General features: G+C 56.2%; 18 protein-coding genes and 1 tRNA gene. 8 read left to right on the plus strand and 11 right to left on the minus strand.

Going from position 1 to position 20404, the window contains the following annotated elements; genetic code table 11:
• Positions 1-33: 33 nt before the first annotated feature.
• Positions 34-168 carry a 50S ribosomal protein L34 gene (gene rpmH / locus YBN1229_RS04345; RefSeq protein WP_076605281.1) on the minus strand — a complete coding sequence of 45 codons (135 nt, stop codon included), beginning with the start codon at positions 166-168 and terminating at the stop codon, positions 34-36.
• A gap of 401 nt (positions 169-569) precedes the next feature.
• Between rpmH and YBN1229_RS04350 the strand changes: the two genes are divergently transcribed.
• From YBN1229_RS04350 to YBN1229_RS04375, 6 genes are all read left to right on the plus strand, one after another.
• Positions 570-1553, plus strand: coding sequence for a DUF547 domain-containing protein (locus tag YBN1229_RS04350; RefSeq protein ID WP_052743692.1), 984 nt, complete (start codon positions 570-572; stop codon positions 1551-1553).
• Entirely contained in the window at positions 1550-2356 is an 807-nt protein-coding gene (locus tag YBN1229_RS04355; protein WP_046476979.1) for a TVP38/TMEM64 family protein, read from the plus strand. The genes YBN1229_RS04350 and YBN1229_RS04355 overlap by 4 nt, the downstream gene beginning before the upstream one ends.
• Positions 2343-3881, plus strand: a complete 1539-nt coding sequence (locus YBN1229_RS04360) for a dihydrolipoyl dehydrogenase family protein (RefSeq protein ID WP_082101013.1) — start codon at positions 2343-2345, stop codon at positions 3879-3881. The genes YBN1229_RS04355 and YBN1229_RS04360 overlap by 14 nt, the downstream gene beginning before the upstream one ends.
• A gap of 8 nt (positions 3882-3889) precedes the next feature.
• Positions 3890-5455: a sensor histidine kinase gene (locus YBN1229_RS04365; protein WP_244465004.1), complete on the plus strand. Its 1566-nt coding sequence runs from the start codon at positions 3890-3892 to the stop codon at positions 5453-5455.
• A 206-nt stretch (positions 5456-5661) separates the two neighbouring features.
• Positions 5662-5738 (plus strand) — tRNA-Arg (locus YBN1229_RS04370).
• A gap of 422 nt (positions 5739-6160) precedes the next feature.
• Complete coding sequence (locus YBN1229_RS04375) at positions 6161-6649, plus strand: ASCH domain-containing protein (RefSeq protein WP_052743693.1); 489 nt, start codon at positions 6161-6163, stop codon at positions 6647-6649.
• A gap of 236 nt (positions 6650-6885) precedes the next feature.
• Here the strand turns inward: YBN1229_RS04375 and YBN1229_RS04380 are convergent, their stop codons facing one another.
• The 8 genes from YBN1229_RS04380 to YBN1229_RS04415 all read right to left on the minus strand — a co-directional run bounded on the left by YBN1229_RS04380 (position 6886) and on the right by YBN1229_RS04415 (position 14588).
• Positions 6886-7191, minus strand: a complete 306-nt coding sequence (locus YBN1229_RS04380) for a hypothetical protein (protein WP_244465005.1) — start codon at positions 7189-7191, stop codon at positions 6886-6888.
• 217 nt (positions 7192-7408) lie between these two features.
• Positions 7409-8092, minus strand: coding sequence for a Fe2+-dependent dioxygenase (locus YBN1229_RS04385; RefSeq protein WP_046476981.1), 684 nt, complete (start codon positions 8090-8092; stop codon positions 7409-7411).
• 117 nt (positions 8093-8209) lie between these two features.
• Positions 8210-9304, minus strand: a complete 1095-nt coding sequence (locus tag YBN1229_RS04390; protein ID WP_052743694.1) for an FAD:protein FMN transferase — start codon at positions 9302-9304, stop codon at positions 8210-8212.
• Entirely contained in the window at positions 9301-10170 is an 870-nt protein-coding gene (locus YBN1229_RS04395) for a DUF4198 domain-containing protein (RefSeq protein WP_046476984.1), read from the minus strand. The genes YBN1229_RS04390 and YBN1229_RS04395 overlap by 4 nt, the downstream gene beginning before the upstream one ends.
• A gap of 17 nt (positions 10171-10187) precedes the next feature.
• On the minus strand, positions 10188-10703 hold the full coding sequence (locus YBN1229_RS04400; protein WP_046476986.1) for a DUF2271 domain-containing protein: 516 nt from the start codon (positions 10701-10703) through the stop codon (positions 10188-10190).
• 14 nt (positions 10704-10717) lie between these two features.
• Entirely contained in the window at positions 10718-11353 is a 636-nt protein-coding gene (locus YBN1229_RS04405; protein ID WP_046476988.1) for a PepSY-associated TM helix domain-containing protein, read from the minus strand.
• Positions 11350-12123, minus strand: coding sequence for a tetratricopeptide repeat protein (locus tag YBN1229_RS04410; protein ID WP_052743695.1), 774 nt, complete (start codon positions 12121-12123; stop codon positions 11350-11352). The genes YBN1229_RS04405 and YBN1229_RS04410 overlap by 4 nt, the downstream gene beginning before the upstream one ends.
• Positions 12124-12194: 71 nt before the next feature.
• Entirely contained in the window at positions 12195-14588 is a 2394-nt protein-coding gene (locus tag YBN1229_RS04415) for a TonB-dependent receptor (protein ID WP_160298684.1), read from the minus strand.
• Positions 14589-14845: 257 nt separating this feature from the next.
• On the opposite strand from YBN1229_RS04415, the gene YBN1229_RS04420 reads away from it, so the two are divergent.
• A complete protein-coding gene (locus YBN1229_RS04420; RefSeq protein ID WP_046476991.1) occupies positions 14846-15436 on the plus strand; it encodes a rhodanese-like domain-containing protein in 591 nt (196 codons plus the stop codon).
• Positions 15437-15658: 222 nt separating this feature from the next.
• The gene (locus tag YBN1229_RS04425; RefSeq protein ID WP_052743697.1) at positions 15659-17692 is read left to right on the plus strand and encodes a tetratricopeptide repeat protein; all 2034 of its coding nucleotides are present in this window, start codon (positions 15659-15661) and stop codon (positions 17690-17692) included.
• Between the two features lie 15 nt (positions 17693-17707).
• On the opposite strand, the gene YBN1229_RS04430 is transcribed toward YBN1229_RS04425, so the two are convergent.
• Positions 17708-18451, minus strand: a complete 744-nt coding sequence (locus tag YBN1229_RS04430; RefSeq protein ID WP_052743698.1) for a glycosyltransferase family A protein — start codon at positions 18449-18451, stop codon at positions 17708-17710.
• A 362-nt stretch (positions 18452-18813) separates the two neighbouring features.
• Positions 18814-20163, minus strand: a complete 1350-nt coding sequence (locus YBN1229_RS04435; RefSeq protein WP_160298685.1) for a sensor histidine kinase — start codon at positions 20161-20163, stop codon at positions 18814-18816.
• Positions 20164-20404 lie beyond the last annotated feature (241 nt).

A 20404-nucleotide genomic window follows, 5' to 3' on the forward strand; every position in this document is an offset into this window, starting at 1 on the left:
AGCCGCACACGCTCGGTGTCGCATACGGACAGATTATGCGGAAAGACGCTTGCGGCCCTTCGCGCGCCGACGGGCGAGAACCCGCAGGCCACCCTTAGTAAGCATCCGCTTGCGGAAACCGTGGCGGCGCTTGCGAACCAGCCGGCTCGGTTGATATGTGCGTTTCACGTTCTCGTCTCCACCACGTCAAGCCGGTTGCGCGCGCAAAAGGGCGCAAGCCAGCCGAAAAATCTGATTGATAGCGCTTCAGCCGCAGCCAAAGCTGAGCGTCTCCACAAACGCCCACGAAGGGCTGAAGGCGGGAATTGGCCGCTTATAGGGGTGGCCCCGGCTAAAGTCAATCGTCACGACGACGGCAAATGCAGGTACGCGCCGCGCCAAACACTCGATAGCATGCGGCCCAACAGCGACCATCCAGCGACGTCGCATTCAGCCATCACGTACAATCACGAAGTAATATCAAATATCACGACTGATTGAGATACCATTTTCTTTTCAACTGAACTTAGTCATCTAGAATTCAAAACGGATCAAACTAAGAAGACTCCGCGAGAAGCTCGAAAAGCACCATGTATCGAAGAGTTATTTACCAAAGCTCACATCTGGCGGTGCACTCCTTCACCGAACAATCCGGCACGAAACGTGGCCAGCGACGCGCGATTTTGCGTGCGTCGCTTTTCATCATCCCGGCAATAGTTGGCCTGGCCCTGAAAACAACTGACACCGCCGCAGCGCAATCGATTACGCAAAGCTTCGCGGTTGATGACCGGAATGCAAAAGCCCGGGTCAACCACACAGCCTGGTCGATGCTGCTTAAAGAATTTCTCGTCGAAGGCTCCGACGGGATCAATCGCATTGCCTACAGGCCGTTCAAGGAAACCAAACACTCCAGCCTCAAAAGCTACGTTAAAAGCCTGGAACGGATTGATCCCCGGACGTTGAGCCGACCAGAGCAGTTTGCCTATTGGGTCAACCTGTACAATGCCAAGACTGTAGATGTCGTCCTGGACAAGTATCCCGTGGCGTCAATTCGCGACATCTCTATATCGCCGGATCTTCTGGATTTGCTGAAGCAGAGTGTTGGCGCTGGTGGCCCTTGGAAAGAAGAGATCCTAACAATCGCCGGAGTTGCATTGTCACTCGACAACATAGAGCACGATATCCTGCGCCCGATCTTTAAGGACCCACGCATCCACTACGTAGTCAATTGCGCGTCATACGGATGCCCCAACCTGCCAAGCGAGGCACTCACCTCTGCCAACCTCGAAGCTCAATTGGACGCAGGCGCCAAGGCCTACATCAATCATCCACGCGGTTTCCAAATCACGTCCGGCCAAGTGACGGCGTCATCCATCTATCAATGGTTTCAAGCTGATTTCGGCGGAAGCGCTGAGGCGGTTCTGCTGCATGCTTCCAAATATGCGGAGCCAAGCCTTAAAAACAGGCTCCGAGGCATTACGACAATCGACAGTTATCGATACGATTGGTCACTCAATGACGCGGCACCGGCCAGCGGTAACGGGGCTAGCTCTCAAGGGGTGACCGCGCGATGAAATGCTCAGATGGCCAATGTGCTGACTTTCCTACACCACCCAAAGGCAAATGGCGCAAATGGCTACCGCTCATCGCGATCGTCGCTCTCATGGCGTTCGTCTTTGCCATGGGCTGGCACGAGCATCTTTCCTTTAAGACGATTGGGCTGAATTACGAGCGTCTTATGGACTTTATCGAGGCCAACTTCGCCACCGCGCTCTCGATCTATGTTCTCGCTTACATCGTTGTCGTCGCGCTCTCGTTGCCGGGCGGACTGATCATGACCCTTGCCGGTGGGCTTTTATTCGGCTGGGTAATCGCGGCACCAGCAACGATATTCGGCGCAACCGTTGGAGCGACTATCATTTTCCTCGCCGCGAGATCCTCTCTGGGTGAGGCACTCGCCGCCAAGGCGGGACCGTGGGTCTGCAAATTGAAGAACGGCTTCCAGGAAAATGCCCTGTGCTATCTCTTATTCTTGCGGCTCCTGCCGGTGTTCCCCTTCGTCGTTGTCAATGTGGTGCCCGCGCTGCTAGGCGTGCCTCTCGGCACATATATCCTCGGGACACTTCTCGGCATTATCCCCGGCACCTACGCATTCTGCGTCGCCGGTGCCGGACTGGGGAGCGTCATCGACGCGCAAAATAGGATTTACAGAGATTGTCTCGCAAATAACCCGGAAAATGCCTCAGCCTGCCCGTATACGGTTGATACGTCCGCTCTAGTGACCAAGGAACTCCTGTTAGCGTTTGCACTCCTTGGTATCGTGGCGTTAATTCCGGTGATCATCAAAAAATGGAGCAAGCGCAATGCCGCCGTCTGATCCTTCCACCGCCGCTTATTCCAACCAGCTCGGCGTTGGCTCGGACAATCATGCGGGCGCGGGCAACGGTGGTAGCGCAGATGTCACGACGAAAGGTGCCCCGACTGATCTTCTTCAATGTGACATTTGCATCATTGGCGCGGGCTCCGGTGGCCTATCGGTTGCAGCCGCCGCTGCGGCCTTCGGCCAGAACGTCGTTCTGATAGAAAAGCACAAGATGGGAGGCGACTGCCTCAACTACGGGTGTGTGCCGTCTAAAGCATTAATCGCGGCTAGCCGTCGTGCGCACATGATCCGCACCTCGGCACAGTTCGGGGTCATGGCAAGAGACCTGCAAATCGATTCCGAAGCGGTCAGCGAGCACATCAAAGGTGTTATTGCCGCAATCGAGCCCAACGACTCGATCGAGCGCTTCACCGGTCTGGGCGTTCGCGTGATCACCGCCGCTGGTCATTTCACCGATAAGTCGACAGTTTCAGCCGGCGGCTACCGTATTAAAGCGCGCCGTTTCGTCGTCGCCACCGGATCGTCCCCGCTCGTCCCGAACATACCGGGCCTTAGCGAAGTCCCCTATTTCACGAACGAAACGATCTTCGACAACGGCACACACATCGACCACCTCTTGATTATCGGAGGTGGCCCGATCGGGCTGGAACTCGCACAAGCCTATCGAAGGCTTGGCAGCAAAGTCACGGTGCTCGAAGCCGCAAGAGCGATGGCCAAAGATGATCCGGAGATGAGCAAGATCGTTCTCGATCATCTCCGCGAAGAAGGCATCGATATCCGAGAGAAAACGAGCGTCGAGGAAGTCGACACCAGATTCCGCAACGTCACCCTTACCTTGAAAAAGGGAGACAGCACCGAGGTTATCGAGGGCAGCCACCTGTTGATCGCAACCGGCCGCAGGCCCAACGTCACAGATGTCGGCCTCGAGACCGCGGGTATCAAGTACTCAGACAAAGGGATCAAGGTGAACCGCGGGCTGGTCACTTCAAACCGTCGCGTTTACGCCATCGGCGACGTCATAGGAGGTGCTCAGTTTACGCACATGGCGAATTATCATGCAGGCATTGTCATCCGGAAGGCCCTCTTCCGTCTGCCTGCAAAAACTGATGCCAGCCTCATTCCCTGGGTAACCTTTACAGATCCTGAATTGGCCCAGGTCGGCCTTCAGGAAGAAGACGCCGCCAAAAAACACGGCAAAGTAAACGTGCTGCGTTGGCCCTATCATGAGAACGACCGCGCCCAGGCGGAACGCGCAACAGTCGGTCACGTTAAGGTTGTCACAGACAAATCCGGTCGCATACTCGGCGCCAGCATCGTGGGCGAGCAGGCTGGCGAACTAATCCAAATGTGGGCCTTGGCGATTTCCCAGAAGATGAATATCAAGGCAATGACAGGTTGGATCTCCCCCTATCCGACCTTAAGCGAGATTAACAAGCGCGCTGCCTACAAGTTCTACTCCAAGGCGCCATCAAGTCCGCTCATTCGGAAGGCAATCGGATTCCTCGCTAAATTCGGCTAAAAGGGGGCGTGAAGAAAGCCTCTGAGGACCGAACCGTATTGCAGCGTCACGCCAGCCATAGCGATGATGAGAACGTGGGAGAGGAGCTCTCTCCCGCGCGTATTGCGATTCAAAACGGACTGACAGCCCCGAAACAGGCTTGGCTGAAGCTAGGCCTGCCGATGAAGCTTCTGGTTTTAACCGTGATCTTCGTCATGCTGGCTGAAGTCCTCATCTTCGTCCCGTCAGTCGCCAATTTCCGCGTGAACTGGATCAACGACCGATTGATGGCCGCGCATTTGGCAGCCCTGGCTGCCGATGCAGTCCCGGGTGGCAATATTCCCCCACCGTTGCGCGAGGAATTGTTGACGACAGCCGAGGTGCAAGCGGTCGCATGGCGGCGCGATGGCCGCCGCCGTCTCGTTTTGCCGCCGAGAGCACCCCTAGCTGTTGACGCCCACTTCGACCTGCGCAGCCGACCCGAGTTAGGCACATCACATGAGATCTTGGTCCGGCTCGGTTTGATTGGCGACGCGCTGAGAGTTTTTGTGGGCTCCGGCCAGCGCACACTCCGCGTCATCGGCCCTCTGGGCAATAACGTCGACGACTTCATCGAAGTCGTCATGCCCGAAAAGCCTTTACGGGCCGCAATGTATCGCTTCGGCCTCAACATCCTGGGGCTGTCAATCATAATCTCCTTCGTGACCGCAGCCATGGTCTACATTGCGCTCTCACGCCTGCTCGTTCAGCCAATGATGCGCATCTCGCGCAACCTCGTGCGATTCAGCGAGAATCCAGAAGACCAGAGCCGCATTATCGTCGCGTCCGAACGCAACGACGAAATCGGCACCGTCGAGCGCGAACTCGCGGACATGCAGCAACAGCTTACGCAATTGCTCCGTCAGAAAAATCGCCTAGCGCAATTGGGACTGGCCGTGAGCAAGATCAATCACGACCTGCGCAACATGCTGGCCAATGCACAACTGATCTCCGACCGCCTCAGCGCCCTACCCGACCCGACGGTGCAACGGTTCGCCCCGAAGCTGATTGCCTCGCTCGATCGGGCCATCAATTTCTGTAACGACACGCTGAGGTTTGGCCGTGCACAGGAAGCCGTTCCACGCCGCGAATTGCTGCTGGTGAAGTCAATTCTCTCCGAGGTCGGCGACAGCCTCCTCCTGCCGCGCGAGAACTGCATCGCCTGGGAGATGAGCATTACGCCGGCGACCTTGCGGATCGACGCCGACCGCGAACATCTCTACCGGGTGCTGAGCAACGTCTGCCGGAACGCCGTACAAGCTCTGGAATCCACTGAAGGAGATCGCTCCGGCGGACGCATCTCCGTGAAGGCTTGGCGCGACGGGCGCAAAGTTGTCCTGGACGTGGAAGACAATGGCCCCGGCATCCCCCCCCGCGTCCGGGAGACACTGTTCCAGGCCTTCCGGTCCTCGCAGCGCGTCGGCGGCAGCGGATTGGGCCTGTCCATCGCAACGGAACTGCTCGCCAGCCACGGCGGAACAATACGGCTGTTGGAAACCGAATCTGGCACGACATTTCGCATCGAGATCCCCGATCGAAGCCCACACGAACTTTGAGCCTGGAACGACGTTAAATAAAGCGCCTGCGGCATATTTTCCGGCGACCCGCCACGCCCTTTGCGGACCGGCGTTTTCGCCAAATCCCATTCCTGTAGGATTATTGGCCGAAGCGCTTGCACTCCCGATCGCAAACCATTAGAAGATGCGCTTCTGCGGCGGTTCAATCCGTCCGCCAGCCATCCGTCGCAACGCGATAGGCTTTAGCACCGGTAGCTCAGCTGGATAGAGCACCAGACTACGAATCTGGGGGTCGGGAGTTCGAATCTTCCCCGGTGCGCCATTTCAGTACAGAACTATGAACGCCAAACACCGCCGATTTCCCGCGGCGACAAGCGTTCGCAACAGTTCTGACTTCGATCCCATAATACGGACTTCATCATCCGCGACCTCAACGCGCTGAGCGAAAGCGCGCAGGTTATCCCGCCGATAGCCGCCCCCTCCAACCTCAGCCCATCGCGGGCAGCACTGGAGAAGACTTCGAGCATATCGGGCGTGACGGTCTGATTGCCGCGCTATCGAGCGTCAACTGAATGCGCTCCGCGTAGAGAAATGGACGTTTTCGGAAGGTGCAACGGCCAAGATGAGGTCAGAGGGCCTCCGGATAGCAACGGCGGTGAATAGGATGGCTATGTTGTTTAGACCTATAGCCTGGCAGTGCGCTATCAGGGATGCGATGCCGTCGTCTGAGGGGAGGCAGACCGTATGAAACTGCCGGAACCCTGGTGGGCCACCCTGCCGCGAACCAACTTCGGCTCTTCAAGAACGGAAGAGCGACTAGCGGCGCTCGTCCTAGCGGGGCGCAAGCGTGCAACCGTCTGGGACGCCAGACACGAAAATCCCACCGCGCCCGGGATGCAATGGGTCGTGACGGTCAAAGAACGACCCGTCGCGGTAATCGAGACGGTTAGAGTCCAGCAGCGTTCTTTTCACAGCATTGATACAGCATTCGCGTTCGAGGAGGGCGAAGGCGACAGAACTCTCGCCTTTTGGCGCTCAACGCATGAAGCGTACTTTCGGAGCGAAGGCAATTTCGCGCCCGACATGATGCTGTGGAGCGAGCATTTTCGCCTGATTGAGGTGCTCGACCCGGCGTTGGCTGCGGCGGCCGATACACACGTTGCTGCCGAACAGGCGGAGGGCGAAGCGCTGACCGCTAGTTTACAGAAAATTGAAACGCGTGAGCTTCCATGACAACGACATCTTCATCCCATCTTGCCGCTGTTGGGGCCATCCATAAGGCGGGCTTGGGGCGTATCGGCACTTCACCGGGCATTGTGTTGCATCAGAAATTACAAAGCGCCTACAATGACATAGCGGTGCCCAGTTTCATTCTGTCCGGCGCGCCACTTCCTGGCTCGGTGGCGAAGAAAATATCACCTCCTACGAGACGGCGGGCTGTGCTTGGGCCGAACGTGCAGGACAACGCTTTACTGCGTTTCTGTGTCTAAGCGCTCCACCTTTGCGCCCATATTCGGGACAAGGCGAACCCTGTAGGCGTCCTGCTCACATTGCAGAACCCATACGGTTTCGTTGGCACTCGACAGTTTCTGATCTCGCGTTGCGCTCTTCGGCTTATCGCAAGCGAAGCCTTGCCGACGAATCTGGCTCGCTATGATATCCTTGGGATCCTCACCGCTGGTCTGAGCCTGAGCCGGACTCACCGCACAGACCAAAGTCAAACCCGCAGTTAGGGTCGCGGTGAGACGTCCTCTCAAGTTCCTGGATTCGAACATGACACGCATCCTGTTCTCGACAGGCGGCCCAAAGACTATGGGACCAATCCGTTGACCGAACAATTGTGTCAGGAAACCAGCAAGATACCCCCTGTGCCAAGCGTATCTTCCAATGATGGTAAGTCTTTACCTTAATTCATCAGATGACTGCAGTTTTCCGGCACACTTGGAGGACCTCAGACCAACCCGGCGCACCAGCGCAACAATAAGTTTCTGGTCACAGCTCGCCCCAACGACGCAACAGATTATGGTAATGACTCGTCAACGCCACGACGGCGCGATTGTCATCCGGCAATTGCTGACGCAGTTCCATGATTGCTTTGTCGAGCTCGAACATCTCGGTCCGCTTTCCGTCATCGCGCACCATCGATTGCGTCCAGAAGAACGAGGACCAACGGCTGCCGCGGGTAATCTCGGTTACATAGTGGAGACTGGTCGAAGGGTAGACGACCATGTCCCCCGCCGGCAGCTTCACCTTATGACTTCCGTAGGTATCCTCGATCACGAGTTCCCCACCGTCGTAGTCTTCCGGAGCTGTTAGAAAGAGGGTCGACGAGACATCCGCACGCATACGGATGCCCACACCGGGCACGGTGCGCACAGCGCCATCAACGTGCGGATCGAATTTCATACCGATATCATACCGGTTGAACATCGGCTGTAGGACGCGATACGGCAACGCCGCGGAGTTGAACGTAGGGTTTCGCCCCAACGCCCGCAGGATCAGTTCTCCAAGTTCACGCGCTGTTTGCGAATCTTCTGGGATCTGCAAATTCGTTTTGGCTTTGGCCGCCTGTTCGCCGGCCGTCACTTTGCCATCAACCCAAGCCGCTGCTTCGAGAGCTTGGCGAGCACGTGCCACCTCTTCAGGAGTGAGGACTTGAGGAATACGAACGAGCATTTTTAAGCTTCCCGGAACAGCGACAAGAGATCATAAGAGTTAGGAAAAGCTACAACATGACTATTTTTGTCAAGTTTCAAGGCGTGCAACGTTGCCGCTCCCAAGCATTCGCACTCTTCAGTCGAGCATGGCCTTGGCGTAAGGAGTTAAACGAAGCTCCAGGCCATCGCCTTTATCGATAGTGAAGACGGCAGCCAGCTTCTTGCGACACGCATAGGCCGCACCCTCATCCGCACCGAGAACACAGATCGCCGTCGCCTCAGCGTCCGCAAGCATGCAGGACTTATGAAAAACTGTGATGGACACGATCTCGTTGGCAACGGGATAGCCGGTGCGCGGATCAATAAGATGGCTAACACGCTTACCACCGACATCACGGTTGCGAATGCCGGTCCCGGACGTGGCCACGGAGAAACCGTGTAAAGCCACAATCGGATCGGCGAAAGGCATGCTCTCAGCTTCACCTGCCAGACCCTGCGGGGACAGAGAGACCCACCACGGTAATCCGTCGGGCTTTACACCTTCACCGCAAAGCTCTCCACCAACCTCGACCAGGAAGCTGCGAACGCCGTTGGCCTTAAGCAACGCGGCAACCGCATCGACCGCATAGCCTTTGGCGATGGACGACAGATCCAACCGCAAACCACCCGGTTGCGTAATGGACAATCCCTCCGGATCGAATAACAACCGCTGCCAACCTGAAGACTGCAATACGCTCTGCACATCTGCGGCGGACGGCTCCTCCCCATTCCAGGGCTTCGCTCCAAATCCCCAAAGATCCACAAGCGCGCCTGAGGTCGGATCATAAGCGCCACATGTCTCTCGCGCGAGCCGCAGCGCTGCATTGAGCACGTGGAAAAATTCCGTCTCGAGCGCGTGACAGCTTCCGGCTGGCCCGTCGTTGAAACGGCTAATATCGGATTGCGAGTCCCACGTGCTCATTTGCGCGATGATACGCGCGAACACACGCTCCACCCGCCCACGCACCTGCTCCAACACAACGGCATTGTTCACGACGGCACGGATCGACCATGTGGTTCCCATGGTCTCGCCAGCGACTTCGTGGACGGCGCCGCCGCTCCGCACCCGAGCCAGTCCAGATGGGATATGGGGTGGAATCAGTACGATCCGCTCGTCTGTCGTAATCGGCACAGGCGAAAGAGCGCCGGACGGATCCGGCGCTGCTTCCAGGCCTTCAGACGAACCGCTCACTGCGGCAAGACTTCCAAAGTCGCCGCATAACCGGCGCTCATTTGCCGGCCCTTGGGCTCAGACGCTTCGCGACGGGCGGATGCGGAGATGAAGTACATTCCCGGCTCCGGCCACGTCACCTTGACGGTTCCATCGTCACCAGTCGTCGCTTCAATCTCGCCGAGCGCGTCCCGATAGCGAATACCGCCACGGATGACCGAAACCTTAATTCCCGCTGCAGGCTTTCCGTCTAGAAGAAACTTAAACGTCGCGGTCTCTTTTGCGTAAAGATCATTAGGGTGCGTTACCGGCTCCAACTCCAGACCGGCACCGGTAGGTTTGAGAACGTCCTTTGTCGGGTTCCCGACCGTGACAAAGGTCTCGACCCGGCTAGACCGATCGGTAACCCGTAATTCTTCTGCGTCTTTCGGAATCTCTTTTTCGAAAGTTTCTTCCGTCCCGCGCCACCGCTTCTCTTCGCCGTTGAGCTTGTAGCGCGCAAACATTCCCGTTTCGAAAACCGACATCTTGTAGGTGCCGCTCATTTCCAGGGGAACATCAAAAGTCGTACGGAAACGCCCGACATGGCCGAACTTCGGATCGAGCTTTCCACCGTCAGGAGCGGAAATTTCTATGGCCGGTGCAGCACCACGATTACGCCGACGCATCTTGGCGAGCTCTTCAGGCTGCGCATCAACATTGCTCAAGAGCATGGGAAAGTGATCGAAGTAGAACAGATCATTCGACCGCGCCGCGTCAATCGAAACCCAGCTGCCCGCTTTGGAAAAAACCGTCGAAGACGGGAACAGCCAGGACCGATGCGCCTGAGCCGCCGTCGGCAGCAACAGGCAAAGAGATACGACAAGTAGCTTGCCCGGAAACTTCATTTGAATCGCTCCTCGGTTTATTTGGGCTGGACGCGCAGAGTGATCGCGCCGAGTTCTTCGGCTCCGCTCACCGTCTTGCTTTCTTCAGCCTGCGGAGGCCATTGGAAGGGAATGCGCACGACCTCGCGTCCGCCCACTTCTCGCGCGGCCTCCACGACCAGCGCATACTGACCATCGGCCAGTCCCGCGATTTTAGGTTCAGCGAACGTAAGGTCGACGTCGTGTTTTCCAGGAGGACGCGTCGGACTACTCAGGCCATCGACAGGCATTTCGAGGGCGCGACCCGCGCGACGCCACCAAAGCCGCATGTCTTTGAGCCACTTGTTCCCGCCATTGTCTCGCTGCGCGGTGTCGTACCAGACACCCAAATTCGCAACGAGCCCGCCATCGCTGGTCTCAATCCAGGATGCGACATAGGGACGATGATATTCGGCAACCTTGAGCTGCGGCACTTCAATCGTGACGGCGAGTTCCGCAGCGAATGCGGGACCAGTCGCAAGACTGGACAAGCCGAGGGTCAGGAGTTTGCGCATCGTATAAGCCTCGTTCAGTGAACAAACAGAAGAAGGATTGCCACCGGAACTGCGATGCCAACGCCAACCATCGGCCACGTCGACGGACGTCGCACAGCGTGCATTTGCAGAAGGAACAAACCGGTGAAACAGAAGATCAGACAGGCCGCTGCGAACGCGTCGATAAAGAGGGACCAGACGAGCCCTGCATTCCGGCCTTTGTGAAGGTCATTAAGGTACGAGATCCAACCCCGGTTGGTGAGCTCGTAAAGAACGGCGCCCTGAGCGCGATCAATCGTCAGCCAGGCATCTCCGCCCGGACGTGGCAGGGAGACATACACCTCCTGTTCCGACCACTCGGCAGCACGTTCACCGACGCTAATCGACAGCTCTCGACTGAGCCAATCCTGGACCGAGTCCGGGAGGGGTCGCTCTTTCTCGCCTTCCTTCGTGGCAAGCTCTTTAAGAAGGGCAGGCGGAAGCGTCCCCTCCCGCGATGTGACCTGCGGACCCGCCTCAATCTGCCGGGCATGGTTCAAGGTAATTCCCGTGATGGCGAACAGCATCATCCCCACCAAGGAAATTGCCGCGCTGATCCAGTGCCAGCGATGCAGGTGACGCAACCAGAATGGGCGATCGCCGATGTGCAGAAATTCACGTAACTGTTTCATTCGGCGGACCGCTCCCGTGGCGCTGTCTTAAGTCGCTCCATCGCCGCGAGACCAACCGAGCGAATACGCGGGTCGGCATGACGAGCTAAATAGGGCGCGATTTCGATTGAGAACTCCCGAGGTGCGCTTTCGAGCGAAGCCTGGAACCAGGATGTAGCTTTTGCGACTTGCCCTTCGTCCGAGAGAAATCGGCCAAAGTGGAACTGCCCGCGATAACACCCCCTGATCGCAGCACGCCAATACCAACGACGCGCCGAATTCAGCTTGACGCGGCCGACCCATCCTTCCTCGCGATAACGCCCAAGCATGTTCATGGCCTTTGCGTTGCCGCCGCGCGCCGAACGCACGAACAACGCAAGGGCGTGCTGTAAGTCGGCGGACACGCCCTGCCCGTGAAGGAGCAAGCTTCCAAGGTTGAACTGGGCCCAGGTATGGGAGCGATCAGCGGCGCGGCGATACCACGTCGCGGCCTCGGCAAAATCTACGGGAACGCCCCAACCACGTTCGTAGCAACGCCCGACCATGTTCATCGCGTCCGTAGAGTCATCGCGTGCCGCGTCGAGAAACGCGCGATAGGCCGCGGCGTGATCCGCAGTCACACCATGCCCATTGAGCAAGAGATGACCCAGGATCAGTTGAGCCGCGGAACTTCCGCAACACGCTTCCGAACGCGCCCATTGCGCTAGGTAGCCTGGCGAAAGTCGCAATTGCTGCTGCGCATCCAGAGGCAAGTCGTAAGCCGAGATGGCAAAAGTGCTAGGTATCGACATTGATGTAACCGCGAGTGTTGGCAGGCAGCACGAGGCCGACCCGCCAACAAGATTGCCAACGCAAGGATGTCTTAGAATTTCACCGCACCGGTGACAGTGAAGGTGCGCCCCTTTGACGGAACAGCACGACTTGTCCAGAGCTGGTCGTAGTTCAGCTCGTCCGTGAGGTTGTAGCCATTCAGCGTGATCTTGTAGTTGTTGAACTCGTAAGACGTCATCGCATCGAAAGTGAAGCTCGACGGCACCTTCAGACTGTTGTCGGAGTTCAGGAAGATCTCACTCTGATAGCGAACGCCGGCACCCCACAACCACTCACCGGTCAGACCAGCAGGACGCAGCAGCCAATCGGATGCATCGTAAGTCGCCCAAAGTGATGCTGCATGTTCCGGAACGAGCCACATCTGATTGCCGACATTGGGCTCTCCCTGTCCGTTGTCGACAATTTGTGTATCCAGGTAAGTGTAGCCACCGAAAATCGTCACGTCAGGCAGTATCCGCCCCGTAACACCAAGCTCCACACCGCGGATCTCATAACTCTCCCCACGACCACGACTATCGTTGATGAGACCCGAATCCGGGTCGATACCGTAGGCGTTATCCTTCGTCACCTTGAAGATCGCACCTGTGAACCCGAGCTTTCCATTTAGGAAGTTCAGCTTCGTACCGACCTCAAACGTCTCGGCTTCTTCTGGCTCCAGAACAGAACTCGAAACGCTTTCGCCCGTGATGTAGGACCCTTGCGGGCTCTGGGCTCTTGCCCACGAGAAGTAAAGGTTCTGGTTCGGCACCGGTTCCCAAATGACGCTCGCATTCGGGTTCGTCATTTCATTATCTGTTTTCGTGATCGTGCCGCCGTTATTGGTTTCGGCTTCGAAATCGTCCCAACGAACGCCACCGACGACGGAAAGCTGCGGTGTCAGCCAGAGACGATCGCTCACGAACAGACCGAGGTTTCTGCTATCGGACTCCCTCTTGGTGCCGAGCTTCCACCTGAAAGGTGAGGCATGGCTAGGATCAACGATCGTGCCATCCGGTCGGCCCGGCGAATAGCTGTATCCCTGGCGTTCGTTGCTTTCGCGAACGTAGTCGACACCGGCGACAAGCTCGTGGCGGAACATGCCGGTATTGAACTTGGCGACAGCCGACGTCACGTTCTGAAATGCCCAGCCATCCAGCTCGTAAGGCGACGGGCCGCCACGCGTTACGCCGTTATAGTCGCCGGTCGTGAAGAAACTATCGGAACAGGCCGTTGGCACAGTGCCAGACCGCTGGCAGTTCGCCTGAGTTGCGGCGAACGTCCGATCATACCCCGTCACGCGCGTATCGTTGTACACCGTGAAGAACGGGTTGAAAGTGTGCTTGAACTTGGCGGTCAGCGCATCAACCTGAGTCTTATCGGTATCCGTATCAAACCCGTAGAAGTTTGAGCGCGGAACACCGTATTCCGAAAGCGGCTGCCCGACCGTTGAGCCCGGTCGTAGCACGCCTGGGATACCGTAATCAGGAACGCGGTCTTCCTTCTGGTGGAAGTAGTTGACGACCAGTTCGGTATTCGTGCCAAGTCCCAGACCAAGAGACGCAGCCACACCCCAGCGGTTGGACTCGATCAGGTCGCGATCGGGATTCTCGTCATCCTGGAACATACCGTTGATGCGAATAGCCGAGGTCTCATTCAGCTGGTAGTTGCCATCAACTGTCGTGCGCTTCAGTGAGCCACTGCCAAGCGAGACTGCTCCACTGGAGAAAGTATCGAGCCGCGCCGTCTTGGACTGCGTATTAATTGCGCCACCGGCCGTACCCTGACCAAAGGTCCCAGATGAAGGCCCCTTCAAAACCTGAACGGATTCATAATTGAAGGCATCACGCGTGAAGATACCGAAATCACGCAAACCGTCGGTGTAGATGTCGCCGCGCGCTTCAATACCGCGAATACGGAACTGGTCACCGTTGGGCGGACCCCCTTCGCCAATCGCGACAGTGACACCCGGTACATTTTGAAGGGCACGCTCAAGCGATTGAATACCCTGCTGCTCCAAAATCTGCTGAGGCACAACATTCACAATCTTGGGCACATCCTGAACCGTACCCGGCAACCGTCCAATACCCGTCCCGGCCTGCGAGGTGTTGCCACTGGCTGGCGTCAACGCAAATGTCGAATTGCCGCCTTCCGAAGCATTCGTAACCGCGGGTGCAGGCATCACCTCGGCCGGCTCATATACAGGTGCCGGTGATGGCTTTTTTGGCTTAGCGGCCTTCTTTTTCGGGGCTTGCCCCTCAACAACAAGTTCTGGAAGAGGCGTAGCTGTTGCGTCCTGGGCCTGAGCGGTCGAATAAGCACTCGGCAGCGTCACAAGCGAAGCGACACCGGTCGAAACTTTGAGCCCCTGATAGGCGAGTGAGATTGGTTTTTTCGCTTTTCCACTGGAACTCAACGCTTCATTATCAAGGCAGGTGCCGGTCGTCATAGCAACGCACTCCATCGAAGAATAATTCTCAAGATCAGCGCGTTACATGCCAAGCACTCATCCATCGGAACGCTGATCATCAACCTTATGGAGCATATCTATACGTTTTTAGTCAACTTTTTGAACACAAGCCGGCCTCAATCAGAATCTGCTGTGTCTCAATTGCATCGACCTGATCGATGATCGGAAGGCTCTTATAGATTTCGGCTATCCCGGCCACTCAATTGGAAAAGTCGTGCCAGAAAAGGACCACCCCCATGTCCCGCCGCATCGGCATCATCCTTACACTTCTTGCTTTTGTGATCGCCGCCCCTGGGCACGCAAACGCAACAGCTGAAGTCCCAACCTCAAAACAGACCGTGCTTAAAAAGTACTTCAGCGCGAAAGAAGCTTTCGACGAAGTGACAAGCAATCGCTCGAAAGTCTTGTTCGTCGACGTGAGAACCAGCGCGGAGTTGATGTTCGTTGGCGCAACCGGCGAAATTGATACACACGTTCCGTTCGTCGAGATGATCTATCCAGCGACGTGGGATGCAGCAAAAAACAGATTTAAACTTGCACCCAACACCTCGTTCGTCGCCAACGTCGATGCGGCGCTCAGCCAAAAGGGCCTGAGCAAATCCGACATGGTTATCGTCATGTGCCGCTCCGGAGACCGAAGTGCAAAATCCGTCAATGCCTTGGCCGCAGCTGGCTACACGAACGTCTATAGCGTTTACGACGGGTTCGAAGGCGACGCGTCAAAAGAGGGCCGACGAACCATCAACGGTTGGAAGAACGCGGGCCTGCCCTGGTCTTACAAACTCGATGGCGCGAAAATTCCCGCCGCGCACATAACCGCCAAATGACGGCACGATCCGCTGAGTCAATCTCAGCATAATCGTCACAAGAAACTTTGGGAGCACAGCAGGCGTGAAGAACTCGCGCCTGCATACCTCCACGTGCGAATTTGCGCTCAAGTACCTGTGGGTTATTATCGCCCCTCTAGAGAGGCACCTTATCCTCCGCTACCATCACGCAGAAGCCCAGCCACTCACCGGTGAGGCTCAGCGCCACGCGGCGGAGATGCGATGCGAAAACCGAAATCACGTCAGCAAGTCGCCCAACTGCGCGACAAAGCTATAGGCCTTCACCGCCGCGGCGATCTCCGCGGCGCGCAAGCCGCGTACGTCAAGTATCTTAAACGCGCCCCCCATGACGGAGAGGTCCTGGGATACTTAGCCATCACCAGGTTCGAACAGGGCTATCCCAGCGCCGCCCTCGATCTCATGCAGCGCGCAATTAACTCCACCCCAAGCGACGCGGGCTTGAAATTCAACTACGCGACCATGTTGTACAAGCTCCAGCGCTTCAACGAAGCCGAGCCAATACTCAAGGACTGCCTCCAAAGGGACCCCGAATTAGACGTAGCAGCAATGACCCTGGGTCTCGTGCTCTTGGAAACAGGCCGCCTCGCCGAAGCCATAGATCACTTCACAAGTGCCGCCAAGCGTTGGCCAAAACACGCCAGCATGTTGTTCAACCTCGCGATCGCATTCCGGCGCGATTACCAATTTGAGAACGCCGAACTGGCCTTTCAGCGCGCCTGCGCTCTGGCCCCCACCGATATTGAATTCCGGCTCCAGTTTGCTAAGCAGCTATACCGCAACAAGAAATTCCCAGCCGCGATTGAGCAGTATTCTTCAATCCTGAAACATCAGCCTGAAAATGTTGCGGCCAGAAGTGGCTTGATGCTTGCGCGGCTCAGAATCTGCGACTGGACAAACTACCAGACAGAGTCCGAAATGCTGCTCGCAGCATTAGACCACCCTCCACTTGAGAGCCGTTCGCAAACGAACAACGGTGCGCCTAGCCCCTACCTGATCACACTAATCAGCGGGGATGCGTCCGCTTGCTTTAAGGCGGCGCGCGCGGCTTCTCACACGCTCACCCCGACAACGGTTCCCCGAACTACATCCGCTCGAAGAGCAAACACCGGCAAGATCCGCCTTGCCTATGTCTCCGCTGACTTTCGCGAACACGCAACGGCATACCTCATTAGCGAACTCATTGAACTCCATGATCGCGAAAAGTTTGAGGTTGTCGGAATATCCTATGGGCCCATCGAAAAGACTCCGATGCGACAACGCATGGAGACGGCTTTCGATAAGTTTGTGGATGTCTCAAACCTATCCAGTCCACAAATTGCACACGCCATGAAGCAGCTCGAGCTAGACATCGCGATCGATCTACAGGGCTTTAACCAACACAACCGCATGGAGATTTTTGCGAAGCGGCCTGCACCGATCCAAGTTCTCTACCTCGGCTGGCCAGGCACGTCAGGGAGTGCATGCTATGATTATGTCCTCGCTGACCCCATCGTGATACCGCGCGAAAACGCTCATAACTTTGCGGAAAACCCGATCTGGCTGCCAGGGCCATACCAGCCAAACGACCGAAACCGAAAGGTCAGCGAACTGCCACCAACTCGCGCGGAATGCGGATTGCCAGACAACGCATTTGTGTTTTCGTGTTTCAACAACGCATTCAAAATCACGCCGGAAATATTCGATGTATGGATGCGTATCCTCAAGGCCGTCCCCAACAGCATCCTGTGGCTGCTCGATAGCACGGCTGAAGGCCGAGAGAATCTCCGCGAAGCAGCCGTACTTCGCGGCGTCGAACCGGAGCGTATTGTCTTCGCCCCGCGTGCGTCCAATCCGGATCACCTGGCGCGTCACGCCCACATTGACCTAGTGCTCGACACTCTGCCCTACAATGCACATACGACGGCGAGCGATGCTCTCTGGATGGGCATCCCGATCCTAACCTGCACAGGGTCATCCTTCGCAGGCCGCGTCGCCACAAGCCTTCTCACGGCGTGCCAACTACCCGAATTAATAACTGCCGACATCGCTGCCTACAAAAACACTGCAGTGCAACTCGCGCACAATCCTTCAGCGCTCAGAACGCTAAAATCGAAGTTGCAAAGCTCACGTCACACAAGCGCGCTTTTTGATACGCCAAGAACCGTTCAGCACGTCGAGCATGCCTATGCCGCGATCATATCGCGCCATGCGAATGGCGAACCGCCGTCCCCACTTGATCTCTCTTCATTGAACTGATCCGCGAGGCGCAAATCACTGCGTGGCTTTGCTCAGCGGACTCCACGGAAGCCCCATAGGAAAGCGCCGCTCCATAACAGCATTGCCTTTCAGAAAGAAACTCGCTCTCACAGATGTGGATGTACGCCCAGCGCAATAGTTCAAAGAGTATCGGTAATTGCTGTCGAAACGCTGAGTTTTCTCGCGCAACACCTTGGTAAGCACCCGGTCGACTTCCGATACACCGGGCGTACGCGCTTTCCGATACCACAGCGGCGTCAGCTTCAGGGCAAGCACCTTTGGCAACATAAAACAATTAACATCAACCAAGTAGTCTCGATCGGACAATACACTGGGCCACTTCCCAAGAGACTCGCAGTTATCAAAACAAACAAGATTCCCATCTTGATCAACAATCTTCCTTAAAGAATAGGCCCATTCATTTCCTTTCATCAGAACATTCACAAGACTTTCGATATGATCCCGATCCATCCAATTGTCTTCGTCTAGAAAACATACGACGTCACCACGACAGAGAAACGTTCCGGCTCCGTAAATCCTATGACCATTGAACTTATCTCGCCCCGTCGCATACGGTAGCTCGATAACATCAACGGGTCGGCCGGCTATAATCGACCGCGCTGGCGCGCCACACTCCGCCCCATCGATAACGACCATATGCTGGATCGGCTTGTAACTTTGAGCTGCGACACTCGCCATGGCGCGCGCCAGAAGCGAGCATCCTGTCGTGGGCGTAATCACGGTTACGAGAAGAGTCATCCGCGCCACCGAAATACTATGTGTTTATAATAAAAATTATTCGTTCCGATCAGACGATCGGAAAAATAAAAATAACTGCGATTATTTCCAATATAAAACTTCAAACACGAACATAAGGCACGAGAATTAAACTTAGTTATCCAAATCAGCGCTTCGGCAAATTATGTCCGCCAACTGAAATTAATCGAGCTGCCGTATTATTCTCGGGACGCAGGAAGGCACGCAAATCACATCCCGCCACTTCGCTACGTTTTTTGAAAAGCGTGGCAAAACTGCGCTCATTCGAACATTGCTATACAGTTCCGTCCCACGAACCCGTACGTCTATAGGCTAAAAATTTTCATTTAAAAGATACGCAGTCGCTATAAATCAGTCTGCCAAGAGCAACGGAAACCTTCCGGCCCATACTCGGCTTCAACTTCCTTGAGTGTGTATTCAATAAGGCGCGAACCAAACCCCTTGCTGCTCGGCGGGGACGCCGGAGGCCCACCCGTCTCGCACCAGAACATATTCACGCGCGAACCGTCATCCAGTTCTAGCATCTTCCAATCTAGACTTATGGTCCCCGTCCCGTTGGACAACGCTCCATACTTGGCAGCGTTGGTCGCCATTTCGTGCAGCGCAAGCGTAAGCGTCAACGAATTGCTAGCCGTCAGCCAAACCTCTGGCCCGGAGACCCGAAATCGCGTCGTATCGAAGGCTGACAGCGCACGGTCCACCACAGCGTGCAGAGGCGCACGATCCCAATCGCCATTGTTGAGCAGGTCATGGGCAGCCGCCAAAGTCTGGAGACGTGCCAAGAACACCTCACGGTCTTTCTCCGGAACATTCCGGAGAGATTGAGTCGCGAGTGCTTGAACTGTCGCAAGTGTATTCTTAACACGATGCATTGCTTCCCGAAGGAGTAGCGTCTGCTGCTCTTCCGCACGCTTCCTATCGGAAATGTCACGAGCGATCTTGGACGCTCCAATGATACGTCCCCTGACATCCGTCATGGGAGAGATCGTCAGCGAGATATCCAAGAGTGATCCATCGCTGCGGCGTCGAACAGTCTCGTAGTGATCGATGCGCTCGCCACGCTTTATCCGCTCGATGATCTCGGGCTCTTCATTATCTCGATCTTCAGGGATTAGGATGGTGATCGATTTTCCAATCACCTCTTCTGAGGTGTACCCAAATATTCGCTCGGCGCCTTTGTTCCAGCTCCTGATAATACCATCAAGATCCTTGCTTATGATCGCATCGTCGGAAGACTCAACGATAGAGATGAGGCGTTGCTCCATCTGGCGCCGGTCACTCAAATCGACCAGCATATTGACCGCGCCGACGATCGTTCCTTCACCGCTGAAAAGCGGGGTCGGAAAAGGCAGAACCGGTACACGCGTACCATCGGGTCGTTCACCGATGAACTCTATTCCCCGTACAGGCTGCCCCTGCTTCAAGGCCAGTGCCATGGGCGATTCGACGAAAGGTAGTGGACTCCCATCCGGCCAGAAAAGCTGCCAGAACCCATCGAGTCCCGTTGTGTTATGCTCCGGCCTATGGCCCCACAGCTGAACCGCAGCCTCGTTGAAATATGTAATCCGCCCCGACGTATCAGTGATGTAGATCGCCGCATTCAAAGCATCGAGAATCGGCCTGTGCCGCGAATGGATGTCAGCCTCAGTAACTAATGTCCCGGGTGCCAGCTGTAACACATCGTTTTTGGGCACCCCGCCCACGACCTCCATAACCGCGTCCCCAATACCAAAACACGTGATGATTGATACCGACAAACGTTCCACTCGCCGCACGTCTTTGAGGGATTATGCGTCGACGGCTTGAATACCACCGAGACTCCATAAGGCCAACAACCGCATCTTTGGAGCTTCCGTCACCATTTAATAAGACCAACCTGCAAATTTGTCAGCAAATCAATGTAGTGCCCCACGTCAATGGAGCGACATACAAATT

This window comes from Candidatus Filomicrobium marinum (assembly GCF_000981545.1).
Classification (GTDB): Bacteria; Pseudomonadota; Alphaproteobacteria; order Rhizobiales; family Hyphomicrobiaceae; genus Filomicrobium; species Filomicrobium insigne.